Source organism: uncultured Winogradskyella sp. (genome assembly GCF_947498345.1).
Classification (GTDB): Bacteria; Bacteroidota; Bacteroidia; order Flavobacteriales; family Flavobacteriaceae; genus Winogradskyella.
On record NZ_CANMJY010000008.1, the window covers coordinates 175,886 to 195,769 of the forward strand.

Annotated in this window: 15 protein-coding genes; 7 read left to right on the top strand and 8 right to left on the bottom strand. The window is 32.6% G+C overall.

Annotation, left to right across the window (positions count from 1 at the left end):
- The first annotated feature begins 42 nt into the window (after positions 1-42).
- From Q0912_RS12210 to Q0912_RS12220, 3 genes are all read left to right on the top strand, one after another.
- Positions 43-2,232, top strand: a complete 2,190-nt coding sequence (locus Q0912_RS12210) for a peptidase domain-containing ABC transporter (RefSeq protein WP_299115447.1) — start codon at positions 43-45, stop codon at positions 2,230-2,232.
- A 335-nt stretch (positions 2,233-2,567) separates the two neighbouring features.
- Positions 2,568-3,863, top strand: a complete 1,296-nt coding sequence (locus Q0912_RS12215) for an HlyD family efflux transporter periplasmic adaptor subunit (protein ID WP_299115449.1) — start codon at positions 2,568-2,570, stop codon at positions 3,861-3,863.
- Between the two features lie 83 nt (positions 3,864-3,946).
- Positions 3,947-4,165, top strand: a complete 219-nt coding sequence (locus Q0912_RS12220) for a hypothetical protein (protein ID WP_299115451.1) — start codon at positions 3,947-3,949, stop codon at positions 4,163-4,165.
- A 209-nt stretch (positions 4,166-4,374) separates the two neighbouring features.
- Here the strand turns inward: Q0912_RS12220 and pafA are convergent, their stop codons facing one another.
- On the bottom strand, positions 4,375-6,039 hold the full coding sequence (gene pafA / locus Q0912_RS12225; protein ID WP_299115453.1) for an alkaline phosphatase PafA: 1,665 nt from the start codon (positions 6,037-6,039) through the stop codon (positions 4,375-4,377).
- Positions 6,040-6,152: 113 nt separating this feature from the next.
- Between pafA and Q0912_RS12230 the strand changes: the two genes are divergently transcribed.
- Together Q0912_RS12230 and Q0912_RS12235 are read left to right on the top strand one after the other, a co-directional pair.
- Positions 6,153-6,890: an ABC transporter permease gene (locus Q0912_RS12230; RefSeq protein ID WP_299115456.1), complete on the top strand. Its 738-nt coding sequence runs from the start codon at positions 6,153-6,155 to the stop codon at positions 6,888-6,890.
- A complete protein-coding gene (locus tag Q0912_RS12235) occupies positions 6,890-7,657 on the top strand; it encodes an ATP-binding cassette domain-containing protein (RefSeq protein ID WP_299115458.1) in 768 nt (255 codons plus the stop codon). The genes Q0912_RS12230 and Q0912_RS12235 overlap by 1 nt, the downstream gene beginning before the upstream one ends.
- Here Q0912_RS12235 and Q0912_RS12240 read toward each other — a convergent pair whose 3' ends face one another.
- The 4 genes from Q0912_RS12240 to Q0912_RS12255 form a co-directional block, all read right to left on the bottom strand.
- Positions 7,658-9,148 (bottom strand): DUF389 domain-containing protein, encoded by a 1,491-nt coding sequence (locus Q0912_RS12240; RefSeq protein WP_299115461.1) that lies wholly within the window; start codon positions 9,146-9,148, stop codon positions 7,658-7,660.
- 2 nt (positions 9,149-9,150) lie between these two features.
- Positions 9,151-10,233: a mannose-1-phosphate guanylyltransferase gene (locus Q0912_RS12245; protein WP_299115463.1), complete on the bottom strand. Its 1,083-nt coding sequence runs from the start codon at positions 10,231-10,233 to the stop codon at positions 9,151-9,153.
- The gene (locus tag Q0912_RS12250; protein ID WP_299115465.1) at positions 10,233-10,829 is read right to left on the bottom strand and encodes a SprT-like domain-containing protein; all 597 of its coding nucleotides are present in this window, start codon (positions 10,827-10,829) and stop codon (positions 10,233-10,235) included. Before Q0912_RS12250 ends, Q0912_RS12245 begins: the two co-directional genes overlap by 1 nt.
- 166 nt (positions 10,830-10,995) lie before the next feature.
- The gene (locus Q0912_RS12255) at positions 10,996-12,585 is read right to left on the bottom strand and encodes a von Willebrand factor type A domain-containing protein (protein WP_299115467.1); all 1,590 of its coding nucleotides are present in this window, start codon (positions 12,583-12,585) and stop codon (positions 10,996-10,998) included.
- Between the two features lie 133 nt (positions 12,586-12,718).
- Here Q0912_RS12255 and Q0912_RS12260 point away from each other — a divergent pair, with 133 nt between their 5' ends.
- Together Q0912_RS12260 and Q0912_RS12265 are read left to right on the top strand one after the other, a co-directional pair.
- Entirely contained in the window at positions 12,719-13,618 is a 900-nt protein-coding gene (locus Q0912_RS12260; protein WP_299115469.1) for a hypothetical protein, read from the top strand.
- 65 nt (positions 13,619-13,683) lie between these two features.
- The gene (locus Q0912_RS12265; RefSeq protein WP_299115471.1) at positions 13,684-14,133 is read left to right on the top strand and encodes a hypothetical protein; all 450 of its coding nucleotides are present in this window, start codon (positions 13,684-13,686) and stop codon (positions 14,131-14,133) included.
- Between the two features lie 18 nt (positions 14,134-14,151).
- Here the strand turns inward: Q0912_RS12265 and Q0912_RS12270 are convergent, their stop codons facing one another.
- Genes Q0912_RS12270 through Q0912_RS12280 form a run of 3 tightly spaced genes read right to left on the bottom strand, consistent with a single transcriptional unit; the run spans position 14,152 to position 19,877 of the window.
- A complete protein-coding gene (locus Q0912_RS12270; protein WP_299115473.1) occupies positions 14,152-16,197 on the bottom strand; it encodes an OmpA family protein in 2,046 nt (681 codons plus the stop codon).
- A gap of 1 nt (position 16,198) precedes the next feature.
- Positions 16,199-17,104, bottom strand: coding sequence for a type IX secretion system membrane protein PorP/SprF (locus Q0912_RS12275; RefSeq protein ID WP_299115475.1), 906 nt, complete (start codon positions 17,102-17,104; stop codon positions 16,199-16,201).
- Positions 17,105-17,108: 4 nt separating this feature from the next.
- A complete protein-coding gene (locus Q0912_RS12280) occupies positions 17,109-19,877 on the bottom strand; it encodes a gliding motility-associated C-terminal domain-containing protein (protein WP_299115477.1) in 2,769 nt (922 codons plus the stop codon).
- Positions 19,878-19,884: the final 7 nt, after the last annotated feature.

Here is a 19,884-nt window from a genome sequence, read left to right on the forward strand (position 1 = left end):
ACGTAAATATAAATTTAAAATAAGAATCAGGTATAATCTGAATTGAAAAAGAAATTCCCAACATATAACCAAACAGAAGCTAAAGACTGTGGTCCTACATGCATTAAAATCATTGCCAAGCATTATGGCAAATCTATAAACACACAAGAATTAAGGCAACTTAGCGAGACAACAAGACTTGGCAGTAATTTGATGTACTTAAGTGAAGCTGCAGAGTCTATAGGCTTTAGATCACTGGGTCTTAAGTTGACATATAAAAAATTAAAAGAAGCGCCTTTACCTTGCATTTTACATTGGAACAACGACCACTATGTTGTACTCTATAAAATAAAAAAAGATACTATATATATTTCTGACCCAGCTCATGGCCTTATAACATATACCAAACAAGAATTTATAAAATTTTGGATTGGTAAAAATGCTAATGAGAATACAGAAGATGGTATTGCCCTTATTTTAGAGCCTACACCCAACTTTTATCAAAATGAATTTGATGATGATAAAAAATTTGGTTTTAGCTTCATTTTTAAATATCTAATTAAGTACAAGAAATTTATAGTTCAGCTAATTATTGGCTTAATTGCTGGCAGTTTGCTACAACTTGTACTACCCTTTCTAACACAGAGTATTGTAGATATAGGTATACAGAACCAAGACCTCAACTTCATATATCTCATTCTTTTTGCACAGCTAGCATTATTTACAGGTAGAGCTTCATTAGAGGTTATTAGAAGTTGGATACTCTTACATCTTAGTACGCGTATAAACATCTCTCTTATTTCAGATTTTTTCATTAAGCTTATGAAGCTCCCCATTTCTTACTTTGATGTAAGAATGACTGGAGATTTACTGCAACGCATTAATGATCATAAACGTATTGAACGTATTCTCACAACATCATCGTTAACCATCATATTTTCATTCTTCAATTTTATTGTTTTCAGTTGCGTTCTTGCCTATTACAGCTTACAAATATTTGGAGTTTTCTTAATAGGCAGTGCCCTATACATCGTCTGGGTACTATTCTTTTTTAAAAAACGCAAAGCATTAGATTATAAGCGGTTTTCTCAAATAAGTGATGAGCAAAGCAAAGTCATAGAGCTCATCAATGGTATGCAAGAAATTAAACTTCATAATGCTGAGCGACGCATGCGTTGGAATTGGGAATATGTACAAGCCAAACTGTTTAAAATTGCAACCAAAAGTCTTGCCTTAGAACAGACACAAAGTGTAGGGTCTAATCTAATTAACGAGCTAAAAAACATGTTCATCACAGTACTTTCAGCTACATTGGTTGTTGAAGGTAATATTACCTTAGGTATGATGATGGCCATAAGCTATATGGTTGGTCAACTTAATGGACCAATTATTCAACTAATAAGCTTTTTGAGAGAAATGCAAGACGCCAAAATTTCAATTGAACGTTTGGGTGAAATCCATAACATGGAAAATGAGGAAAATCCCGAAGACAATAAAATTGCAAATATTCCTAAAGAAGCAAATATAAGTCTTAACAAAGTTTACTTTAAATATCCGGGAGCCTTAGAACCTGTAATAAGAGACCTAACGCTCATAATACCACCAAAAAAAACAACTGCTATTGTTGGTGTAAGTGGAAGTGGAAAAACCACCCTAATGAAACTTCTCTTGCGTTTCTATGAAACAGATAAAGGTGAGATCTCAGTTGGAAACTTTAACCTCAACAATATATCACAACGGATTTGGCGAGAAAACTGTGGTGTAGTTATACAAGAAGGTTACATCTTTAATGATACCGTAGCTAGTAATATTGCCGTTGGCGAAGATTACATAGATAAAGAAAGGTTACAGCATGCAGTTCATGTCGCTAACATATCAGATTACATAGCGCAATTACCCTTAGGATATAATACAAAAATAGGAAGCGAAGGCACAGGACTAAGTACAGGACAAAAACAACGCTTACTTATTGCCAGGTCAGTATATAAGAATCCAAGGTTTCTATTCTTTGATGAAGCTACCTCAGCATTAGATGCTAATAATGAAAAAACAATTATGGAAAAGCTAAACACTTTTTTTAAAGACAAAACTGCAGTGGTTATTGCACATCGCTTGAGTACGGTAAAAAATGCACATCAAATTGTTGTACTTGACCAAGGTAAAATCGTCGAAATAGGAAATCATGATGAGTTGATAAAGAACAAGGCCAATTACTATAACCTAGTAAAAAATCAATTAGAGCTAGGCAACTAAAATATTCTCTCGCGAAGAATAGACGCAAATCTTGGGTGTCTATAATTGTCCAGGAAAAGTTTAAAGTATAAATATTTAATTATGAAAAATTTATTAAAACTCGGAAAGGTTTTAAGCAAAAACCAGCTTAGAACGATCAATGGAGGAAAGAAGAGTTGTACAACAGCAAGCGAATGCGGCCCTACACAATGTTGCAGTGCAATCCTTAGGGTTTGTTTGCCTAATACAAGTGTGTACTGTTAATGATGATAATGAAGATTGATTATTAATATTCAAAATCATATTAGTAAAGAAGAGGAATTAAAACCTCCTCTTCTTATGTATAAATCATAAAAATGGACAAAAACAATATAGAAGATATAGAATTAAGATCCGAACAAATCCAGGATCTTTTAGAAGCAGTTCCTAACTGGATGATTCGCTATGGAAATATGCTCATTTTAGTATTTATACTCATGTTTTTAACGCTATCATGGTTTATTAAATATCCTGATATCATCACATCAAAAGCACAAATTACCACTAAACTCCCACCACTAAAAAAATATACTCGAGTTTCTGGCAAGATAGATTCTATACTTATTGCTGATAATTCTTCCTTGAAAGATGGCACTATTATAGCCGTTATTGAAAGCACAGCAAATTTTGAGCACATACAACTACTTAAATCTATAGTTGATACAATAAAACTCAACAGTAAAAATTTTACATTCCCATTAAACAAGCTTCCTATTCTATTTTTAGGAGATGTAGATTCTGAATTTGCCTTATTCGAAAACAACTACATACAATATCAGTTAAATAAAGAACATCAACCTTTTAACAATCAACAAAAAGGGAATCAATATTCTAAGACACAACTCTACTCAAGGTTAAAAATACTAGAATCCCAAAAACGGATTAACAAAGCAGAATTGGCATTTCAAAAGAAAGACTTAGAGCGACAACAACAGCTTTTTGAAAAAGGAGTCATTGCCAAACAAACCTTGGAATCTAAGGAATTAATATATCTCCAAGCAGAACGAAATTATGCCAATATGGATGCTTCCATATCGCAAATAAAAGAGGCTATTGCCAATGCTAATACAAACGAAATAAATACTTCTATAAAAAAAACCAAAGAAGAAATTAGCCTACTCAAAAATGTGATTCAATCCTTTAATCAACTCAAAAGAGCTTTAAAGGATTGGGAAATGAAATACATGATTTCATCCGATATTGACGGTAAAGTTGCTTTTTCAAAACTATGGTCTAAAAATCAAGCCGTAAATCAAGGTGAATTACTATTTACTATTATTCCTGAAAAGAATTCGTCCTATATCGCAAAGCTAAAAACACCTGCTCAAAATTCAGGAAAAATTAAAGTTGGTCAAACTGTCAATATTAAATTAGAAAATTATCCAGATAATGAATTCGGAACCGTAAAAGGGAATATTGAGACTATTTCGCTACTGACAGATGAAGATGGCTTCTACAACATTACGGTAGCATTACCAGGTAAACTGATCACCTCTTATAACAAGGAAATTATATTTAAGCACGAAATGCGAGGATCAGCCGAGATAATTACCGAAGATTTACGATTGATTGAACGCTTTTTTTATCAACTAAAAACTGTATTCAAAAACTAAAGATATTCTCTCGCGAGGAATGGACATAACCCTTGGATGTCCTTAACTGACCAAGGTTATTTTAATTTTTAAATATTTTAATTATGAAAAATTTATTGAATTTAGGAAAAGCTTTAAATAAAGCTGAGCAAAAACAAGTAATTGGAGGAGCTTCATTTACTCATGAGTGTGGTGATGTCTTTTCTGGACCTTGTTGCTTTGACGTGATGGAGTATTTTCCAAATCAGAATGCAGGTGGCGATGAGTGTGAGGTAGGATCATCAAACTGTGGTGTTTGGGGCAAAGTAAAAGTTTGTTACTAATCACTGTAGGTAATTACTCATTTAACAAGATTGCTTGTTAAACAACTTTAATACTGTGACTTTGACAGCCAATGTGCCTCTGGTGTAAGTGTAGAGGTTCAAGATGTTGGATAAACTCATAGTCGCATTTTTTGTAATTGCCTATAAATTAAGTTCTGAAGAGGAGTTTTAACTCCTCTTCCTTTTAATTAAATTAAAAGTATCTAATTTTATTCCAAAACGAATCCTAAAGGCTCCCCAGTTGCACCATTAGGAAAGCTAATTCCTAAAAGTGCAGAAATCGTTGGTGCTATATCTGGTATTACGGTCTTGCTATAAGTCTCGCCTTGTTTTATACCTTTTCCGAAGAATAATAAAGGCACGTGTGTATCATAATTAAGCCCACTACCATGTGTAGAACCTGTTTTACTATAGGCAATATGAGCAATATCGTCTACCACAATAACGTCACCAGAGCGTTTTTGATTAAAACCATTCTGTAGCAAAGCCTCAATACCAGTTGTGAAATCAGTACTATTCATAGCTGTTGCTGTATACACTTTAGCAATATTAGGATAGCTAATTTGCTCATCAACTAAAGCTTGTTCTACCTTATGAATATTTAAGTTTAACTCTTTCAACTTAGCTTTATTAAAGAATATTTGATTATTGCTTACATTCTCTACAATGTCTATGGTACCATAAGTGTCCTTTAAAAACTTTTGAAATTGTTCTTTTCTAGAGTTGTAGTCAAGGTAACCAGCAGGAATTTTAACTGATTGTAAGTATGCTGGCACATTAACAGCACCATGATCTGCCGTTAAAAATACAGTGTACTCTCCTTTGCCAACGGTCTCGTCTAAATAGTTAAAAAAACGTTCGAGATCTCTATCCAATCTAATGTATGTATCTTCTATCTCTTTAGAGTTTACTCCAAAATTATGACCTACATAATCTGTGCTAGAGAAACTTACGGTTAATACATCTGTATCATTATCTTGTCCCAGAGCTTCACCTTTTAAAGCAGCTATAGCAAAATCTACTGTAAGACTATTTCCATATGCCGTGGCTTTTAAAATATCAAAATCTTCATTTTCAGATTTTAACTCAGCCAAATCATAAGGAAAAGTAGCAGTTTCTTTTCCCATAAAACCACCTTCAAAATCATTTAAATCCTCACCACTTTCTATATACGTTTCTATCGGTAGATATGTATCCCATATTTTAAAATAAGATTCAGCAGCATTAGAAGTATTAAAGTCCATTACCCATTGTGGTAAATCGTTTCTATAAAACGAACTTGTAATCCATACACCTTCATCTTTACCATGAAACCAGTAGGCCGTATTTGCCGTATGACCTGCAGGCAATATTGCTCCTCTATCTTTAATAGCTATTCCGATACTTTTGCCTCTCATTTGCGTAAACAACCTGTTTTCATCTGCAAAACTAGTCGTTAGCATGCGTCGTGGTGACATTTTTCCGGCGGAACTCGTTGTGCCAACTGAGGATACGGTATCATCCTGAGCACAATAAACCATCTCCTTAGTGGCTTTATCATACCAATGGTTAGAGATAATCCCATGATATTTTGGAGTCGTACCTGTATAGACTGAAGCATGCCCTGGCCCTGTATATGTTGGTACATAATTAAAATGATTGTTTTTACAATTAAAGCCTTCCCGTATCATACGTTTAAAACCGCCGTCACTAAATTTAGACTCAAAGCGTGTTAAGTAGTCATAACGCATTTGATCTACTACAATGCCTACTACCAATCTTGGTTTTGGCTCATTTTTTTCGCTATTAATTTCCTGACTTTTGATTATTCTTTCTTGAGAACCACAAGAAAAAAGCAAGGATATGGTGATAATTAATGTGAAGATATTTTTCATGATACGACTGCCATTTTATTGAGTTTCAAAAATACGTTTTTTAGACCATCTTAATTTAAATTAACATTAATAAACTCATCTTTTTTCATACTTTAGCATTAAGAAATTCTTGCATGAAGTACCTTCATAATATTGGCACATACTTTATAATGATTAAAGACATGTTTCGCAAACCTACCAAATGGTCTGTGTTAAAAACTTTAATCCTTAAAGATATTGATGACCTTATCATTGGTTCTTTGGGCATTGTCGCATTTATAGCATTTTTTGTTGGTGGTGTTGTGGCTATTCAAACATCACTCAATATTAGTAACCCTTTAATTCCAAAGTATTTAGTGGGTTTTGCAACACGTCAATCTATCATTTTAGAATTTGCTCCAACTTTTATTTCCATTATTATGGCAGGTAAGGTGGGTTCTTTTATAACTTCTAGCATTGGTACAATGCGTGTTACCGAACAAATAGATGCTCTAGAAGTTATGGGAATCAATGCCATCAATTATTTAGTATTTCCAAAGTTTATTGCTTTAACACTTTATCCTTTTGTGATTTCCATTGCTATGTTTCTTGGGATTTTAGGTGGTTTAGCAGCATGTGTTTATGGCGGTTATGGCACATTAGAAGACTATATCGATGGTGTACAAAATGACTTTATTCCTTTTCATATGACCTATGCTTTTATAAAGACTATGGTCTTTGCTTTTATACTAGCTACTATACCTTCATTCTATGGCTATTTTATGAAAGGCGGTGCATTAGAAGTTGGTAAAGCAAGTACAACATCTTTTGTGTGGACCAGTGTAGTGATTATACTATTAAACTTTTTATTAACCAGTTTACTTTTAGGCTAATGATAGAGGTAAAAGACTTACATAAATCCTTTGGTGATGCACATATATTAAAAGGCATTTCTACCTCTTTTGAAAAAGGTAAAACCAATCTTATTATAGGACAAAGTGGTTCTGGTAAAACGGTATTTTTAAAATGTTTGCTCGGCTTATTTGAATATGAAGAAGGTAGTATTGCTTATGATGGAAAGATCTTCAGTAATCTTAGCCCTGATGAAAAAACCGATTTAAGATCAGATATTGGTATGGTGTTTCAAGGTAGTGCGCTTTTTGATTCTATGACCATTGCAGAAAATGTTATGTTTCCTTTACGTATGTTTACTAAGCAAAGTAAGAGCGAAATGGAAGATCGTGTAGACTTTGTATTAAAACGCGTTAATCTAGATGATGCTCATCATAAAATGCCTAGTGAAGCTTCTGGTGGAATGCAAAAGCGTGTGGCTATAGCCAGAGCTATTGTAAACAACCCTAAATATTTATTCTGCGATGAACCAAACTCTGGCCTCGATCCTAAAACAGCCATTGTAATTGACAATCTTATTCAGGAAATTACAGACGAATACCAAATTACCACTGTAATTAATTCTCACGATATGAATTCTGTAATGGAAATTGGCGAAAAAATTGTCTTTTTAAAAGATGGTTTAAAAGCCTGGGAAGGTTCTAAAGAGACTATTTTTAGAACAGACAATGAAGTCGTAACTGATTTTGTATATTCCTCTGAGTTATTTAAAAAAGTACGACGCATGTACTTAGAAGAAAATCAATAGTTAATTTCTATTAATTCTTACTTTTTCTGTTTTTAATTCATCTTTAAGCCACTTTAACAACTCGCCTTCTTTAACTAAAACCAAGCTATCATTTAAATTTGAATTCCATTTAATATTAGCCACAGAAATAGTGTCTATTTTTATAAAATCTTTAGACTCTAACATTTTGGCATAACCGAAATAATTTAAGTCATTGAACTTTATTTTTACATCCTTAGCAAGACTTGAGAAAGCGACTTCATTATTAGAATTTTGTGTTTCGAGTTGCTGATTTAGACCAGAGATTGTTTCATTTAACTCAGTTATCTGATCTTGAAGCCCAGAAATAACCAACCTACTTTCTTTTAACTGATCCCTCGTATCATTATATGCATTTGTAATCAATTCATAACTCTGTGTGTCACTTCCTTTTATTCTAAGTTTGGCACTCCTTAATTTGTCAAAATTTGGATTTGAAGCTAATTCATTATTCCATAGTTGTTTAGTCTGATCATTTATTTCACCTAAAAAAGTTAGCTCTATTACCTGGTCTTCATAACTATAATCCTCATCAAATAGTTGTGCATTTAAAGGTTCTACCTTTGTCTCAATGAATGTTTTTGCCTGATTATTAAAAATAGATTCTTTATAAACATTTATAAAAGTTAATGTTGGCCAAATCATTACTCCGATGGCTACTAAAGATGCTATTTGAGCTATACGTTTTCGTTTTTTTGAATTCGCATATTTTAACATTGGAAAACGTAAAACCTTTAGTACAATAAACGTTGCTAAAGCGATGAAGATTGTATTAATAGTAAATAAATTCATTGCTCCACCAAAAAATACCCAATTCCCCTTAGCTAAACTATAGCCTGCCGTACAAAGTGGTGGCATTAACGCTGTAGCAATCGCCACGCCGAAAATCACAGATGCTATAGTTCCTTTTTTAGTGCGAGCGATTATAAGTGCTAAACCACCAAAAAAAGCAATGAGTACATCTCTTATATCTGGTTTTGTTCTACCTAATAATTCTGAAGTTTCTGAGGCTGTACCTAAAGGAAAAAATCTAAAAAAGACATATGCTGTTATTAAACTTAGAACTATCATAGTTGCCAAGTTTATAAGTGATTTCTTAAGAGAATCTATATCATTGACAGCAATGGACATACCTATACCTAAAATGGGTCCCATTAGAGGAGATATTAACATGGCACCAATTACTACTGCTGTAGAATTTGCATTGAGTCCTACAGAAGCTACCATGATAGAACAAATTAAAATCCAAGCTGTAGCTCCTTTAAAAGGAATATCTGCCTTTATAGCTTCAATCGTTGCTTCTCTATCTGTATCGTCTCTAAAATCTAAAAGCTCACTTAAAAAAGTAGAAATACTTGAAAAAAGCCCTTTAGCATCTTGCTTAATGGCTTCTTTTTTTTCTTCAACAGCCTTGTCTTTATTTACCTGTTGTTGTTCATCTTCAGAAAAATCGAATTTACTTTCGTCACTCATAGTTAACCATATTCTTCTCCAAAATTGGCTTTCACATTTTGAAGTACTTTTTTAATGTCTTGTTCTTTAGCCTTAGGAAAGATAAGTAAAACTTCGTCTTTATCCACAATAATGTAATCATTTAGGCCATCTACGACGACAATTTTATCTTTTTTTGACCTAATCATATTGCCAGATGCGTCTTCAGAAAGCACTTTAGAATTTACAACAGCATTATTACTTTCATCTTTTTCTAGCTTATCGTAAAGGCTTCCCCATGTTCCGAGATCATTCCAATCAAAAGTAGCAGGAATTACAAAAACATTATCACTCTTTTCCATTAATGCATAATCTACAGAAATGTTTTCAGCCCTAGCGTAATTATCTTTTATAAAGTCATCTTCATACGCTGTATTATATACACTATAGCCACTCTCAAACAATTGAAATAATTCGGGTTGATTGTTTTTAAATGCTGAGATCACAGATTTTACGCTCCACATAAAAATGCCTGCATTCCATAAAAAATTACCCTGTCCTAAAAAAGATTTTGCAGTTTCATAATCTGGTTTTTCACAGAATTGATTTACTGATTTAATGCTTGAAGAATTTGATTTGTCAAATTCGATATAACCATAACCTGTATTTGGAAATGTTGGTGTAATACCCAAAGTCATTAAGGCATCGTTAGACTCACAAAAGTCAAAAGCCATTTTAACGTTTTTGGAAAACGCTTGTTCGTCCTCTATCCAATGATCGCTCGGAGCAACAATCATTACAGCATCTTTATTTTCTTTTTGAATTTTTAAAGATGCATAAAGAATACATGGAGCTGTATTTCGCATTGCTGGTTCTAAAACTACCTGACGCTTGGTAATATTTGGCAATTGCTCAAACACCAAATCATTATAACGTTCGTTTGTAAGAATGAAAATATTTTCTTCTGGAATAAGCGTAGATAAACGATTAAATGTTTTTTGAATTAACGTATTACCGGTTCCAAGCATATCATGGAACTGTTTAGGAAAGTTTTGTGTACTCACTGGCCAAAACCTAGAACCTACACCACCTGCCATTAGTATGGCGTAATAATTTTTATTTTTCATCAACTAATAATTTCTACCTCGGCATTGGGGTTAAACAAATATAACTTACCTGTTTTAACCTCAATGCATTCAAAGCGTTTTCTTCTTTTGTTACCTCTTTTAAAAACTCTACCATTATAGAGCTTAAAAGTTTTACCCAAAGGTACTTCAAAAACAAAAGTTTTTTCCTCCCCTTCGTCGAATCGTTTTAAAGCCAGAGCGAGTTGCGCATCTGTATCGCTAGATGCTTTAGGGTTTTTAAAATGTTTTGCCAATAGCGGCAACAATTCCATCGGAAAAATCTCTGGTCTTAAAAATGGTAACATTAAATGTTGAAACGTGTATTTCCATTCTTTTCCGTGTGGCTTAATTAAACGTCCGTATTGGTTATAAGCCTCAAAGTGAGCAATCTCATGAATAAGTGTTATTAAAAACCTATAAGAATTTAAGTTGGCGTTTATTGTAATCTGATGTTTTCCGTTTGGTAATTGCCTGTAATCACCATGTTTAGTTTTTCGCTCATTTTTAACTTTTACTACCAAATTGTCTTTTGCCATTAAGGCTTCAATTTGAGATTGAGCATTTTTTGGTATAAAATCTAAAAGTTGTGTTTGCATTGATGTAAAAATACACGATTTATAGATTTTTTAAAATCCCAAAATAACCAGATCCGCTAAAGAGTGGAAATGAATGAATTTATCATATTGAGCGCAGTCAAAAAAGCTAAGGCTATTCGACTGCGCTCAAACTGACATTATTAAAAATAGCATCTTTACAAACTTCTTAAAGCTTTTCTGTGAGCAAAGCTGCCGTTTCTATTAAACTTATAAGCTCTTGTCTATAACCATTAACATCATTTCCTTTTGCATTTAAAGCTAATTCCTTAGCCATAGTATACGTTATATCACCTTTATATTTTGAGTCTCTTAGTAGAAGTCCAAAACCTGCTACAGCTGAAGAAAACTTAAAATTATTTGAAGCCTTTTCTAACTCTAAGCTCTTGTCCTCAATAGTTTTTGTAATTAATATGCTCTTATTGTCTTTTGGTTTTTTATATCTAAACTTTATGGTCAACATTTCATTATTATTTGAAGCAACTGTCGTTTCAGTTTTTTGATACTTCAAAGCATCATGTTGCTTTGCTTGGTATTTAGAATTGAAAGGGACGACTTCATATAAAGCTGTGACTGTATGACCTGCTCCTAGCTCCCCAGCATCTTTTTTGTCGTTATTAAAATCTTCATTCTTCATTACTCTATTTTCATATCCAATTAACCGATAAGCTTTGACTTGTGACGGGTTAAATTCTATTTGAATTTTAACATCCTTGGCAATGGTAAACATATTTGCTCTCATATCTGTTGAAAATACTTTTTTTGCTTCCTTTATATTATCAATGTAAAAGTAATTTCCGTTTCCTGCATTACTGATTTGCTCCATACGTCCATCTTTATAATTTCCCATACCAAAGCCACAAATTGTAAGATATATATCTTCTTTTCGTTTCTCTTCAATAAGTCTCACCATTTCTGAACTCGATGACACTCCAACATTAAAATCTCCATCAGTTGCTAATATGACTCTATTGTTGCCATTTGTTATTAGATTCTCTTTGGCTATTTTATATGCTAGTTGTATACCTTCTCCTCCAGCTGTTGATCCGCCAGAATTAATTCTGTCTAAGGCCTCAATGATAGTTTCCTTTTGTGATGCTTTGGTTGAAGGTAAAACTAAACCTGCAGATCCAGCGTATGCTACAATAGCCACTTTATCACTCTCATTGAGTTCGTTAAGCAATAACTTTAAAGCTTTTTTTAACAATGGTAATTTATTATTAGAACTCATGGAGCCAGAGGCATCTATTAAGAACACAAAATTGCTTGGCTTAATGTCTTTATAATCTAATGACTTTCCTTGAATTCCTATATGCACCAATTTATGCTCTATATTCCATGGGCAATCTGCTACTTCATTAGAAAAAGAAAAAGGATGTTTATCATTTGGTTGTGGATAATCATAATTAAAATAATTAATCATTTCTTCTATCCTAACTGCATCTTTTGGCGGTAGCTGATTGTTTGATAAAAACCGTCTTACATTGCTATATGATGCGTTATCTACATCTATAGAAAAGGTCGATAACGGGTTTTGTCTTACATCTCTATAAGTGTTTTCATAAATTCTATCATACTCTTCTGTATTGTGTTCAATTATTGTTACTTCATCTGTTGTCACTTCGTATACTTCTATGTCATCAAGTTCGTACATTGCATTTTTTGATTGACCGTTCGGAGGGTAACATCCATCAAATAATAGTATTAGTACAAAAATGATAGAGAATTTAATTACAGATTTAAATGGTTTTGCCTTCATAATTTTATATTTTTAATCGTTATAATAACAAACCTATAACGTAATAGATTTTATCCTTTAGAAAACGCTTGTAAATCATTTGTAAACGATTTACAAACATTACACAATTGATTTTTAAGCCTTTATATTAATTTTGAATTTAGAAGAACAGCACATATTCTCACAGTTAAAGTTGGCCATAACGTCTACGTTTTTGGAAAACAATAGTGCATCTAAAAACATTGAAGACTGGAAAGGTGACGATATTATAGCATTTCAAGAAGACTTATTTACAAAAGTAAAGGCGCGTGTTAGTGAAAAATGGTTTTACACCTATATAAAAAATGACGCCAATAAGTTGCCAAGAATTGACATGTTAAATCTATTAAGCAACTATGTTGGTTATAAAAACTGGAATGATTTTAAAAACAATCATATAACATCAACAAAGGGCAAAACCCCTAAAAAAGTATTTGTTAAATATTTATGGTTATTGATATTAGTGCCTTGTTTTTTATTAGCATTTTCAATTATAAATAGAAAACATAATTATCAATTCTGTTTTTATGATTCCATTAAAAACGAACCTATTAGTAGTGTTATTCTCAATATTAAAATTTTAAAAAATGGTCAAACGCCCATACACAAAACATCAGATTCTTTAGGTTGCTTTAATTATAAATCTGAAGAAAGTACCATAAAATTTGTAGTCGAATCTCCTTATTACAAAACTGATACTATAGTAAGGCGATTTAATTCTAATAAAAATAAAATTGTAAAGCTAATAGCAGATGATTACGCTTTGATGTTGAGTTATTATACCAACAAGGATATAAAACAATGGAAGAAGCATAGAGAAAAGTTAAATACCATTTTTAATGATAACGCTGAAATATATCAGCTTTTTGAAAATAGTAATGTTGTAGAAATCTATACAAAACAAGAGTTTATTCAGAAGTTGACAATTCCAACACGTAGTTTAAAAGGCATGAGGATTTTAGACAAAACAGAAGTTGATGGCCAAATAATAAAATTAAAATTTATGATTGATTAAACATGAATTTAAAACTAAAACATATCACGATCATTATAATAAGTTTTTTACTTGTAGCCTGCGCTATGGATACTAACAAGGTAAAAAATGCTGAAGTAAATGATATAATGGTTACGGAAGAAACTGATTTAGAAATTATTGTCGATAACTTAGATGATGAGTCTACAATCAATGCACAGTTGATCAGTCAGAAGTTACAAGATTTTTATGATTTGGTGGCTCTACAAAATGAACATCCCGAATTTAATAATGAAGTAATTAAACAACTAAAAAATTACACAAACGATTCTATCAATAATTTTATAGCAAAAGATTTTACCATAATTAAAAATATAAAGCGACTTGGTAATATTATTATTGTAAATGATAGTGTACAGAGGATAAAACTTTCTTATGATAAAGTATCAAATAGCACTAAAAAGACTGATACTATTTATGCTATAATCACTAATAAAAAAGTGAAGCTGGATAATGAAACTCTGATATCCAATAAAATTCAATTTTCAAAATACTAAGTATAAAAGATCAAATCTTTATTCTTCTTCTTTCTTATACTCAATAATTTCAAACTCACTACGCCTATTAAGCTGATGCTCTTCGTCTGTACAATCATTTAAAGGGCACGACACAATAGGTTGCAATTCACCAAAGCCTTCAAACTGCAAACGCCTCGCATTGATATAACCTTCGAGAGCTAAGTAGTTCCTTGTAGATTCTGCACGACGCTCAGATAGTATTTGGTTGTATCTTACTGTACCTCTACTATCAGTATGTGAACTTATTTTTAAATGAATGTCTGGATAACGTTCTAGTTTACTTGCTAGTTCATCTAGAATTATTTTAGAATCCTGACGGATATTCCACATATCAAAATCGAAATAGATAGGCTGGAGCTCAAAAAACAATTTTCCATCTTTCTCCACCACTGGAGGCCCTTCAGGGTCAGTTAGTAGCTTAAATCGTTCAGGATCTTTCTCTTCTAAATCTTTATCTATTCCTTTTTCAGCAATTATAACATCTACAGGGTCAACAGGTGGAGGAGGTGGAGGAGGTGGCAATTTCTTTAAAAGTAAAACATGCTTTTGATCTTGCGCTTCAATCACTCTAACATTTAAGACATTAGAACTATATTCTTCATTGCTAGCCTTTAATATATAATTACCTTCTAATAGATTTTTATTAAAGCTTGCTGTTTCTCCTAAGGTGTTTTTATATAATGTTTCACTGTTTCTATTTAAAAGCTCCACTTCGGTGTTGGGAATGAGTGCTTGGGTTTCAGCATCTCTAATTTCAAAGGTATTAATGTATTCTCTGATAAAAATTTCACCTGTTTGCTTAAATAGAAATATATCATCGTTACTTTTATTTCTATTAGATGCAAAAAAGCCTTCTTGCGAATTGTGATAAATTAAATTAAAATCGTCATAGGGTGAATTTATTGGAACACCTAGATTTACTGGATTTTCAAATTTCCCTTCAATAAACTCAGACACAAAATTATCGAGCATTCCTAATCCTAAATGTCCGTTAGAAGCAAAAAACAAATGGCCTTTGTCTGAAATAAAAGGAAAGTGCTCTCTGTTTTCTGTATTAATTGTAGCACCTAGATTAATAGGCTCTCCATATTCTGATGGTTTTATATCTACATAATACAAATCAAAATTACCAAATCCTCCTTCTCTATTTGAAGAAAAATATAACTTTGAACCATCAGGACTTAATGCTGGATGTTGGTACGAAAACCCATCTGTATTAAAAGGTAGTTTTTCTAATTCTGACCATTTACCATTTGAAAATGTACTTTTATAAAGGTGAATGTTGTTATTTTCATTGCCATCAAATTGCTTTTTACCATCTACGACATTACTCTTAGAAACGTAAATGGTATTACCATCTTTAGTAAAACAAAAATTACCTTCATGCAGCTTACTATTGATTGGTTTGGACATTGGCTTTACCTCACTCATTGGTTTTAAATCCTCATTGATTTTAACAGCATAGATATCTAAAAAGGATTGATGTGTCCATTTATATGTTTTACTAAAAAGCGATTTTGTTTCTCTATCTGAAGTAAAGTAAACACTGTCACCAAATTTAACGGCTCCAAATTCTGAAGCAGTAGAGTTGAATTGTGACTTTTTAATTATATAATCAGGGTTTTTTAACTTAAATGTTTCTATAGTTTTTATAGCTTTATCCGTATCTATTTCAATATTATTATTGGCTTTATAGCGTTTTAAATAATTAATGGCAGTATCATATTCGCCTAATGCAGATAATATTTGGTAGAGTTTAAAATTGTAAATATTATCATAACCTTTATCACTTGAAGGAAATTTGCCGTTAATTAATTGTTTTAAATATCGTGCAGCTCTACGATATTCAAAAGTATTATAATAGGCTATCGAAAGGTTTTCGAGTACTCTTTTAGATTGTTTTTTTTCGAGCTCTTCTTCGTAGTATAAAGCTGCATTAATATAATCCCCTTTCTCGAAAAAGCGATCAGCTCTTGTCTTGTTTTGCGCAATCGCAACCTGCACAAATAGTATGCTTATTATTACAATAATTCTATTTATCATATTAATAAAATCTTGGAGATGAATATTTTTTACTTAATCCTAAGACATCAAATCTATAGGTTAATATAAATTCGTGACTTCCACTATTAAAATCGTTAAGGGCACTTGTATTAAAATCATAGGCATAACCCAATCGTAAATTTGATGTTACCTTAAAACCAGCCAATGCTGTTATTGCATCTTGATAACGATAAGATGCACCTAACTCAAAACGATCTAAGTAAAGTGCATTAGCAGATATATCGAAACTTATCGGTGCGCCTGCAACCATTTTTACAATCGTTGAAGGCTTAAGTTTAAAATCATCATTTAAATTAAAAACATAGCCTCCCATTAAAAAGACATGGATAGCGTTTTGATATAGCACATCGTTATTAACGTCTAAATTACTAGGTATTAAATTTGGCGATGACAAGCCTACATAAAACTCTTCTTTAAACAAAAATGCTCCTGCACCAATATTTAAAACCGTTTTACTTGTTCTCTGAAAAAGGTCATCTGAACTTACATTTGTATCTGAAAAATCGAATCTTAAATTATCTATACCTGTTTTTAAGCCAAAGGATAAATTTAGATCTTCGGTTAGATTTATTCTGTAAGCAAAATCAATATTAAATAAATCTTGATTAACAACTCCTCCTATTCTATCATTAAGGTAGTTAACACTTAATTCTATTTTGTCATTTATAGGAATATTTGCAAAAATATTTCCAGTTTTTGGTGCTCCGTCAATACCAACCCATTGTGTACGATATAAACTTCCAACTTCTACTATGCCAGGTTCATTAATCATATATGCAGGATTAACCACATTCATATTGTACATGTATTGTGTGTAATGTGGATTTTGCTGTGCTTGTAATGCAAATCCAAAAAACAATACGGTTATGATTATTAACAATCTCATATAGTTATCTACTTAAATAAAAGTGTCCTTGAAAAGGTTCAGCCGCTGAATCGTTAGGATTAAAAACATAGAAATATACACCTGATGGAAGACGGTCGCCTAATGTTAGCGATACATTAGACTCTCCATCAAACAGTTCTGTATTTTTATTTCCTTTAAAAACTATTGTTCCATATCTGTTGAAAATTTCCAGTTCAAAACTTGGAAAAACCACTGGTAAATTACAAAGATCCAAGACTTCATTTTCACCATCGTCATTATCTGAGATTCCGTCATTTATTTCGCAATCATCACAAGTTTCATCATTTAGAGGCAAAAGCGTTACAATCATGGATACTCTATCAGACTCACATCCATTAACATCTATTGCTGTTACAAAATAATCCTCTCCGTTAACTAATAATGTTGACGTTGGTAAAACATTAGTTGAGCTAATATCATCATACCAATTAAAGGATTGTGCATCATTACTTGTTACTATTAAATCGGCTATTGTTGCCCCATCAATTAAACAAAACGTTTGATCTTGTATACTTGGCGAAGCTATATCTAAAACTTCAACGGTTATAAGTGCACTATCTGGATTACAAAGTGCATTTCCCTGAACCTGGTATTCAAAATTATAAGAACCTTCATTTAGTAAAGTAACATCTAAAATACTACCATTTAAAGCTGATGTATTGTCCAAATCAACAAATGTACCACCTAAATCTGCTTGCGGATCTAATAAGGTTAACAGGTCTATTTGTAAGTCGGATTGACATAACGTTGCCATCATATCACTTCCTGCATTGGCATTAGAAAGAACAGTAATAGTTACCGAAGTTGAGCTTCCTGTACATAATCCATTATCAGGTACTGTATAAATATACTCACCAGCAGCTGACATAGCAGGGTCAAAAATCGCATTATTATCTGTAGACATAAAATCATTTGGTCCAGACCATGTACCCGTTGTGCTTGGATCATTTGTTAAAACATCGAACAAGTTAAAAGCACTTTCATCATTACAAACCTCTAACGTTGTACCTGAGCCTGAGGTGTATTCTTCAAAGACTGTAAAGGTTAATAAAGCACTGTCTAAACAATTACTTGCTGTCGTTGTATTATATATAAAATTAAAGGTTTGCTGACCTGTAATTTCGGGTAATGTAAAAGGGTTTGTAATTATACCACCAGTATCCAAATCTGTCCATGTTCCAAATGGCCCTTGATAAACAGGGTCGTCTACACCATTGGTTTGTAACAATGAAATTAAATCTATAGGTCCTGTAATAGTTGATTCGCAAAACTCTAGACCTAAAGTATCTTCACCTGCATAATTTATTTCACTAATCACAATGACAACTTCTGCTGTTTCGGCATCGCAAAATCCTGAAGGATCTGCCATACTTGTACATGCATCTATGTAATCTAAAGCTTCAAAATCATCAGGATTACAATTAACCTCAGGATTAACCGTATATCTAAAAATATAGGTTCCAGGTTCAGCTCCTGTTAAATTAACAGTGCCCAAATGAGAATATCCAGGTGTTGGTGTGCAATCCCCTCCATTACTTATTAAGCCTAAATTGGAAGGACCAGATACTAAACTCCATTGCGTACAAGCATTAGAAGGGTAATCGAACAACACCCCATTTTCGGTTGTAAACGTGAGTTGATCGTATAAATTAATAGTAGCTGGTATCGACGGATCTTCTTCACAAAACTCAGGGAAATTAGATTGCGAAAACGGTCTTAAATATTCATAAATTTTAAAACTAACCGTTGTATCTGTATCATCACAGACACCAGATCGTTGTTCTACTGAATACGTAAATTCTAAATCAACACATCCAAACCTTACATTATTAGCTATAATTTGTTGATAAATGTCATTTATATTTATTTCCGAATCGCCTAAGGAGGTAACCTGTCCAAACATATCCATTTCCCAAGTCCCTTCTATGTCTTCAAATAGTAAAAATTGATCATCCGTTAAATCAATATCATTATCATAATCTCCATTTAAGATCGCTGCTTCACAAACTCTTTGATTTTGAGCTAAACCTGAAAACACTTGCCTAACTACAGAAATTTTAACTCTAGTCTCCTGAAAAGGGTCACAGGGTGCTATCCCTTCAACTCTGTAAACCAACTCAAATGTTTCTTCATCTACCAAAGGAGGTCCAGGTGCATAAGGTACAGTAACAAATAATTCGGATCCGTTAATCCCGTTAAAATTCGGACTACTCCCTTCGTACATCCACTGTCCATTTGCATGAGGGCTTGGTAGAGATTCTAAAGCTTCAAAAAGATCCATATCCGGAAGTGCTACACAAATATCAACTGGTGTGGAACCTGCATCGCAAACCTGAACATTAACATCTTCTAAATTTGTAGGAAGTGCTATGCCCGAAAATGGTCCTAATACTAAGTTAATGGTTAAGGCAATATCTGATCCACAATTAGCATTTGTCAATTCAAATTGATAATCTGTAGTTGTAGTGGAGGATTCGTTTAAATCCCAGAGAAATAAATCTCCTGTAGCTTCATTTAAAGCAAAGTTAAAGTTAGGATCAAACCAAGTACCAGCTTGTATGGTATTACCTGTAAGATTAGTATACTCGTCGTATAAATTAATAATACCGTCTGGAGAACCGTCATTGTCATTGTCTATTTGCGTCATATCGCAAATAACAATAGTTTCTACAAGATTACATTGCGCTTGAATACGAGTTATAGCAAAAACACACAATACTAAAAAAAAGAGGGTAGTTTTATTGAGTTGCAAGATTTTA

Bases quoted from the DNA above. Each gene is read 5' to 3' on its own strand.
- Q0912_RS12250 (WP_299115465.1), bottom strand. From the start codon at position 10,829: ATGCAAACACAACTTTTAGATTTTATACCAAAAAATGCTCAATCTCAA.
- Q0912_RS12245 (WP_299115463.1), bottom strand. From the start codon at position 10,233: ATGAAAAATAAAAATTATTACGCCATACTAATGGCAGGTGGTGTAGGT.
- Q0912_RS12275 (WP_299115475.1), bottom strand. From the start codon at position 17,104: ATGAGATTGTTAATAATCATAACCGTATTGTTTTTTGGATTTGCATTA.
- Q0912_RS12220 (WP_299115451.1), top strand. From the start codon at position 3,947: ATGAAAAATTTATTGAATTTAGGAAAAGCTTTAAATAAAGCTGAGCAA.
- Q0912_RS12230 (WP_299115456.1), top strand. From the start codon at position 6,153: ATGAAGTACCTTCATAATATTGGCACATACTTTATAATGATTAAAGAC.
- pafA (WP_299115453.1), bottom strand. From the start codon at position 6,039: ATGAAAAATATCTTCACATTAATTATCACCATATCCTTGCTTTTTTCT.
- Q0912_RS12215 (WP_299115449.1), top strand. From the start codon at position 2,568: ATGGACAAAAACAATATAGAAGATATAGAATTAAGATCCGAACAAATC.
- Q0912_RS12235 (WP_299115458.1), top strand. From the start codon at position 6,890: ATGATAGAGGTAAAAGACTTACATAAATCCTTTGGTGATGCACATATA.
- Q0912_RS12240 (WP_299115461.1), bottom strand. From the start codon at position 9,148: ATGAGTGACGAAAGTAAATTCGATTTTTCTGAAGATGAACAACAACAG.
- Q0912_RS12265 (WP_299115471.1), top strand. From the start codon at position 13,684: ATGGATACTAACAAGGTAAAAAATGCTGAAGTAAATGATATAATGGTT.
- Q0912_RS12270 (WP_299115473.1), bottom strand. From the start codon at position 16,197: ATGATAAATAGAATTATTGTAATAATAAGCATACTATTTGTGCAGGTT.
- Q0912_RS12255 (WP_299115467.1), bottom strand. From the start codon at position 12,585: ATGAAGGCAAAACCATTTAAATCTGTAATTAAATTCTCTATCATTTTT.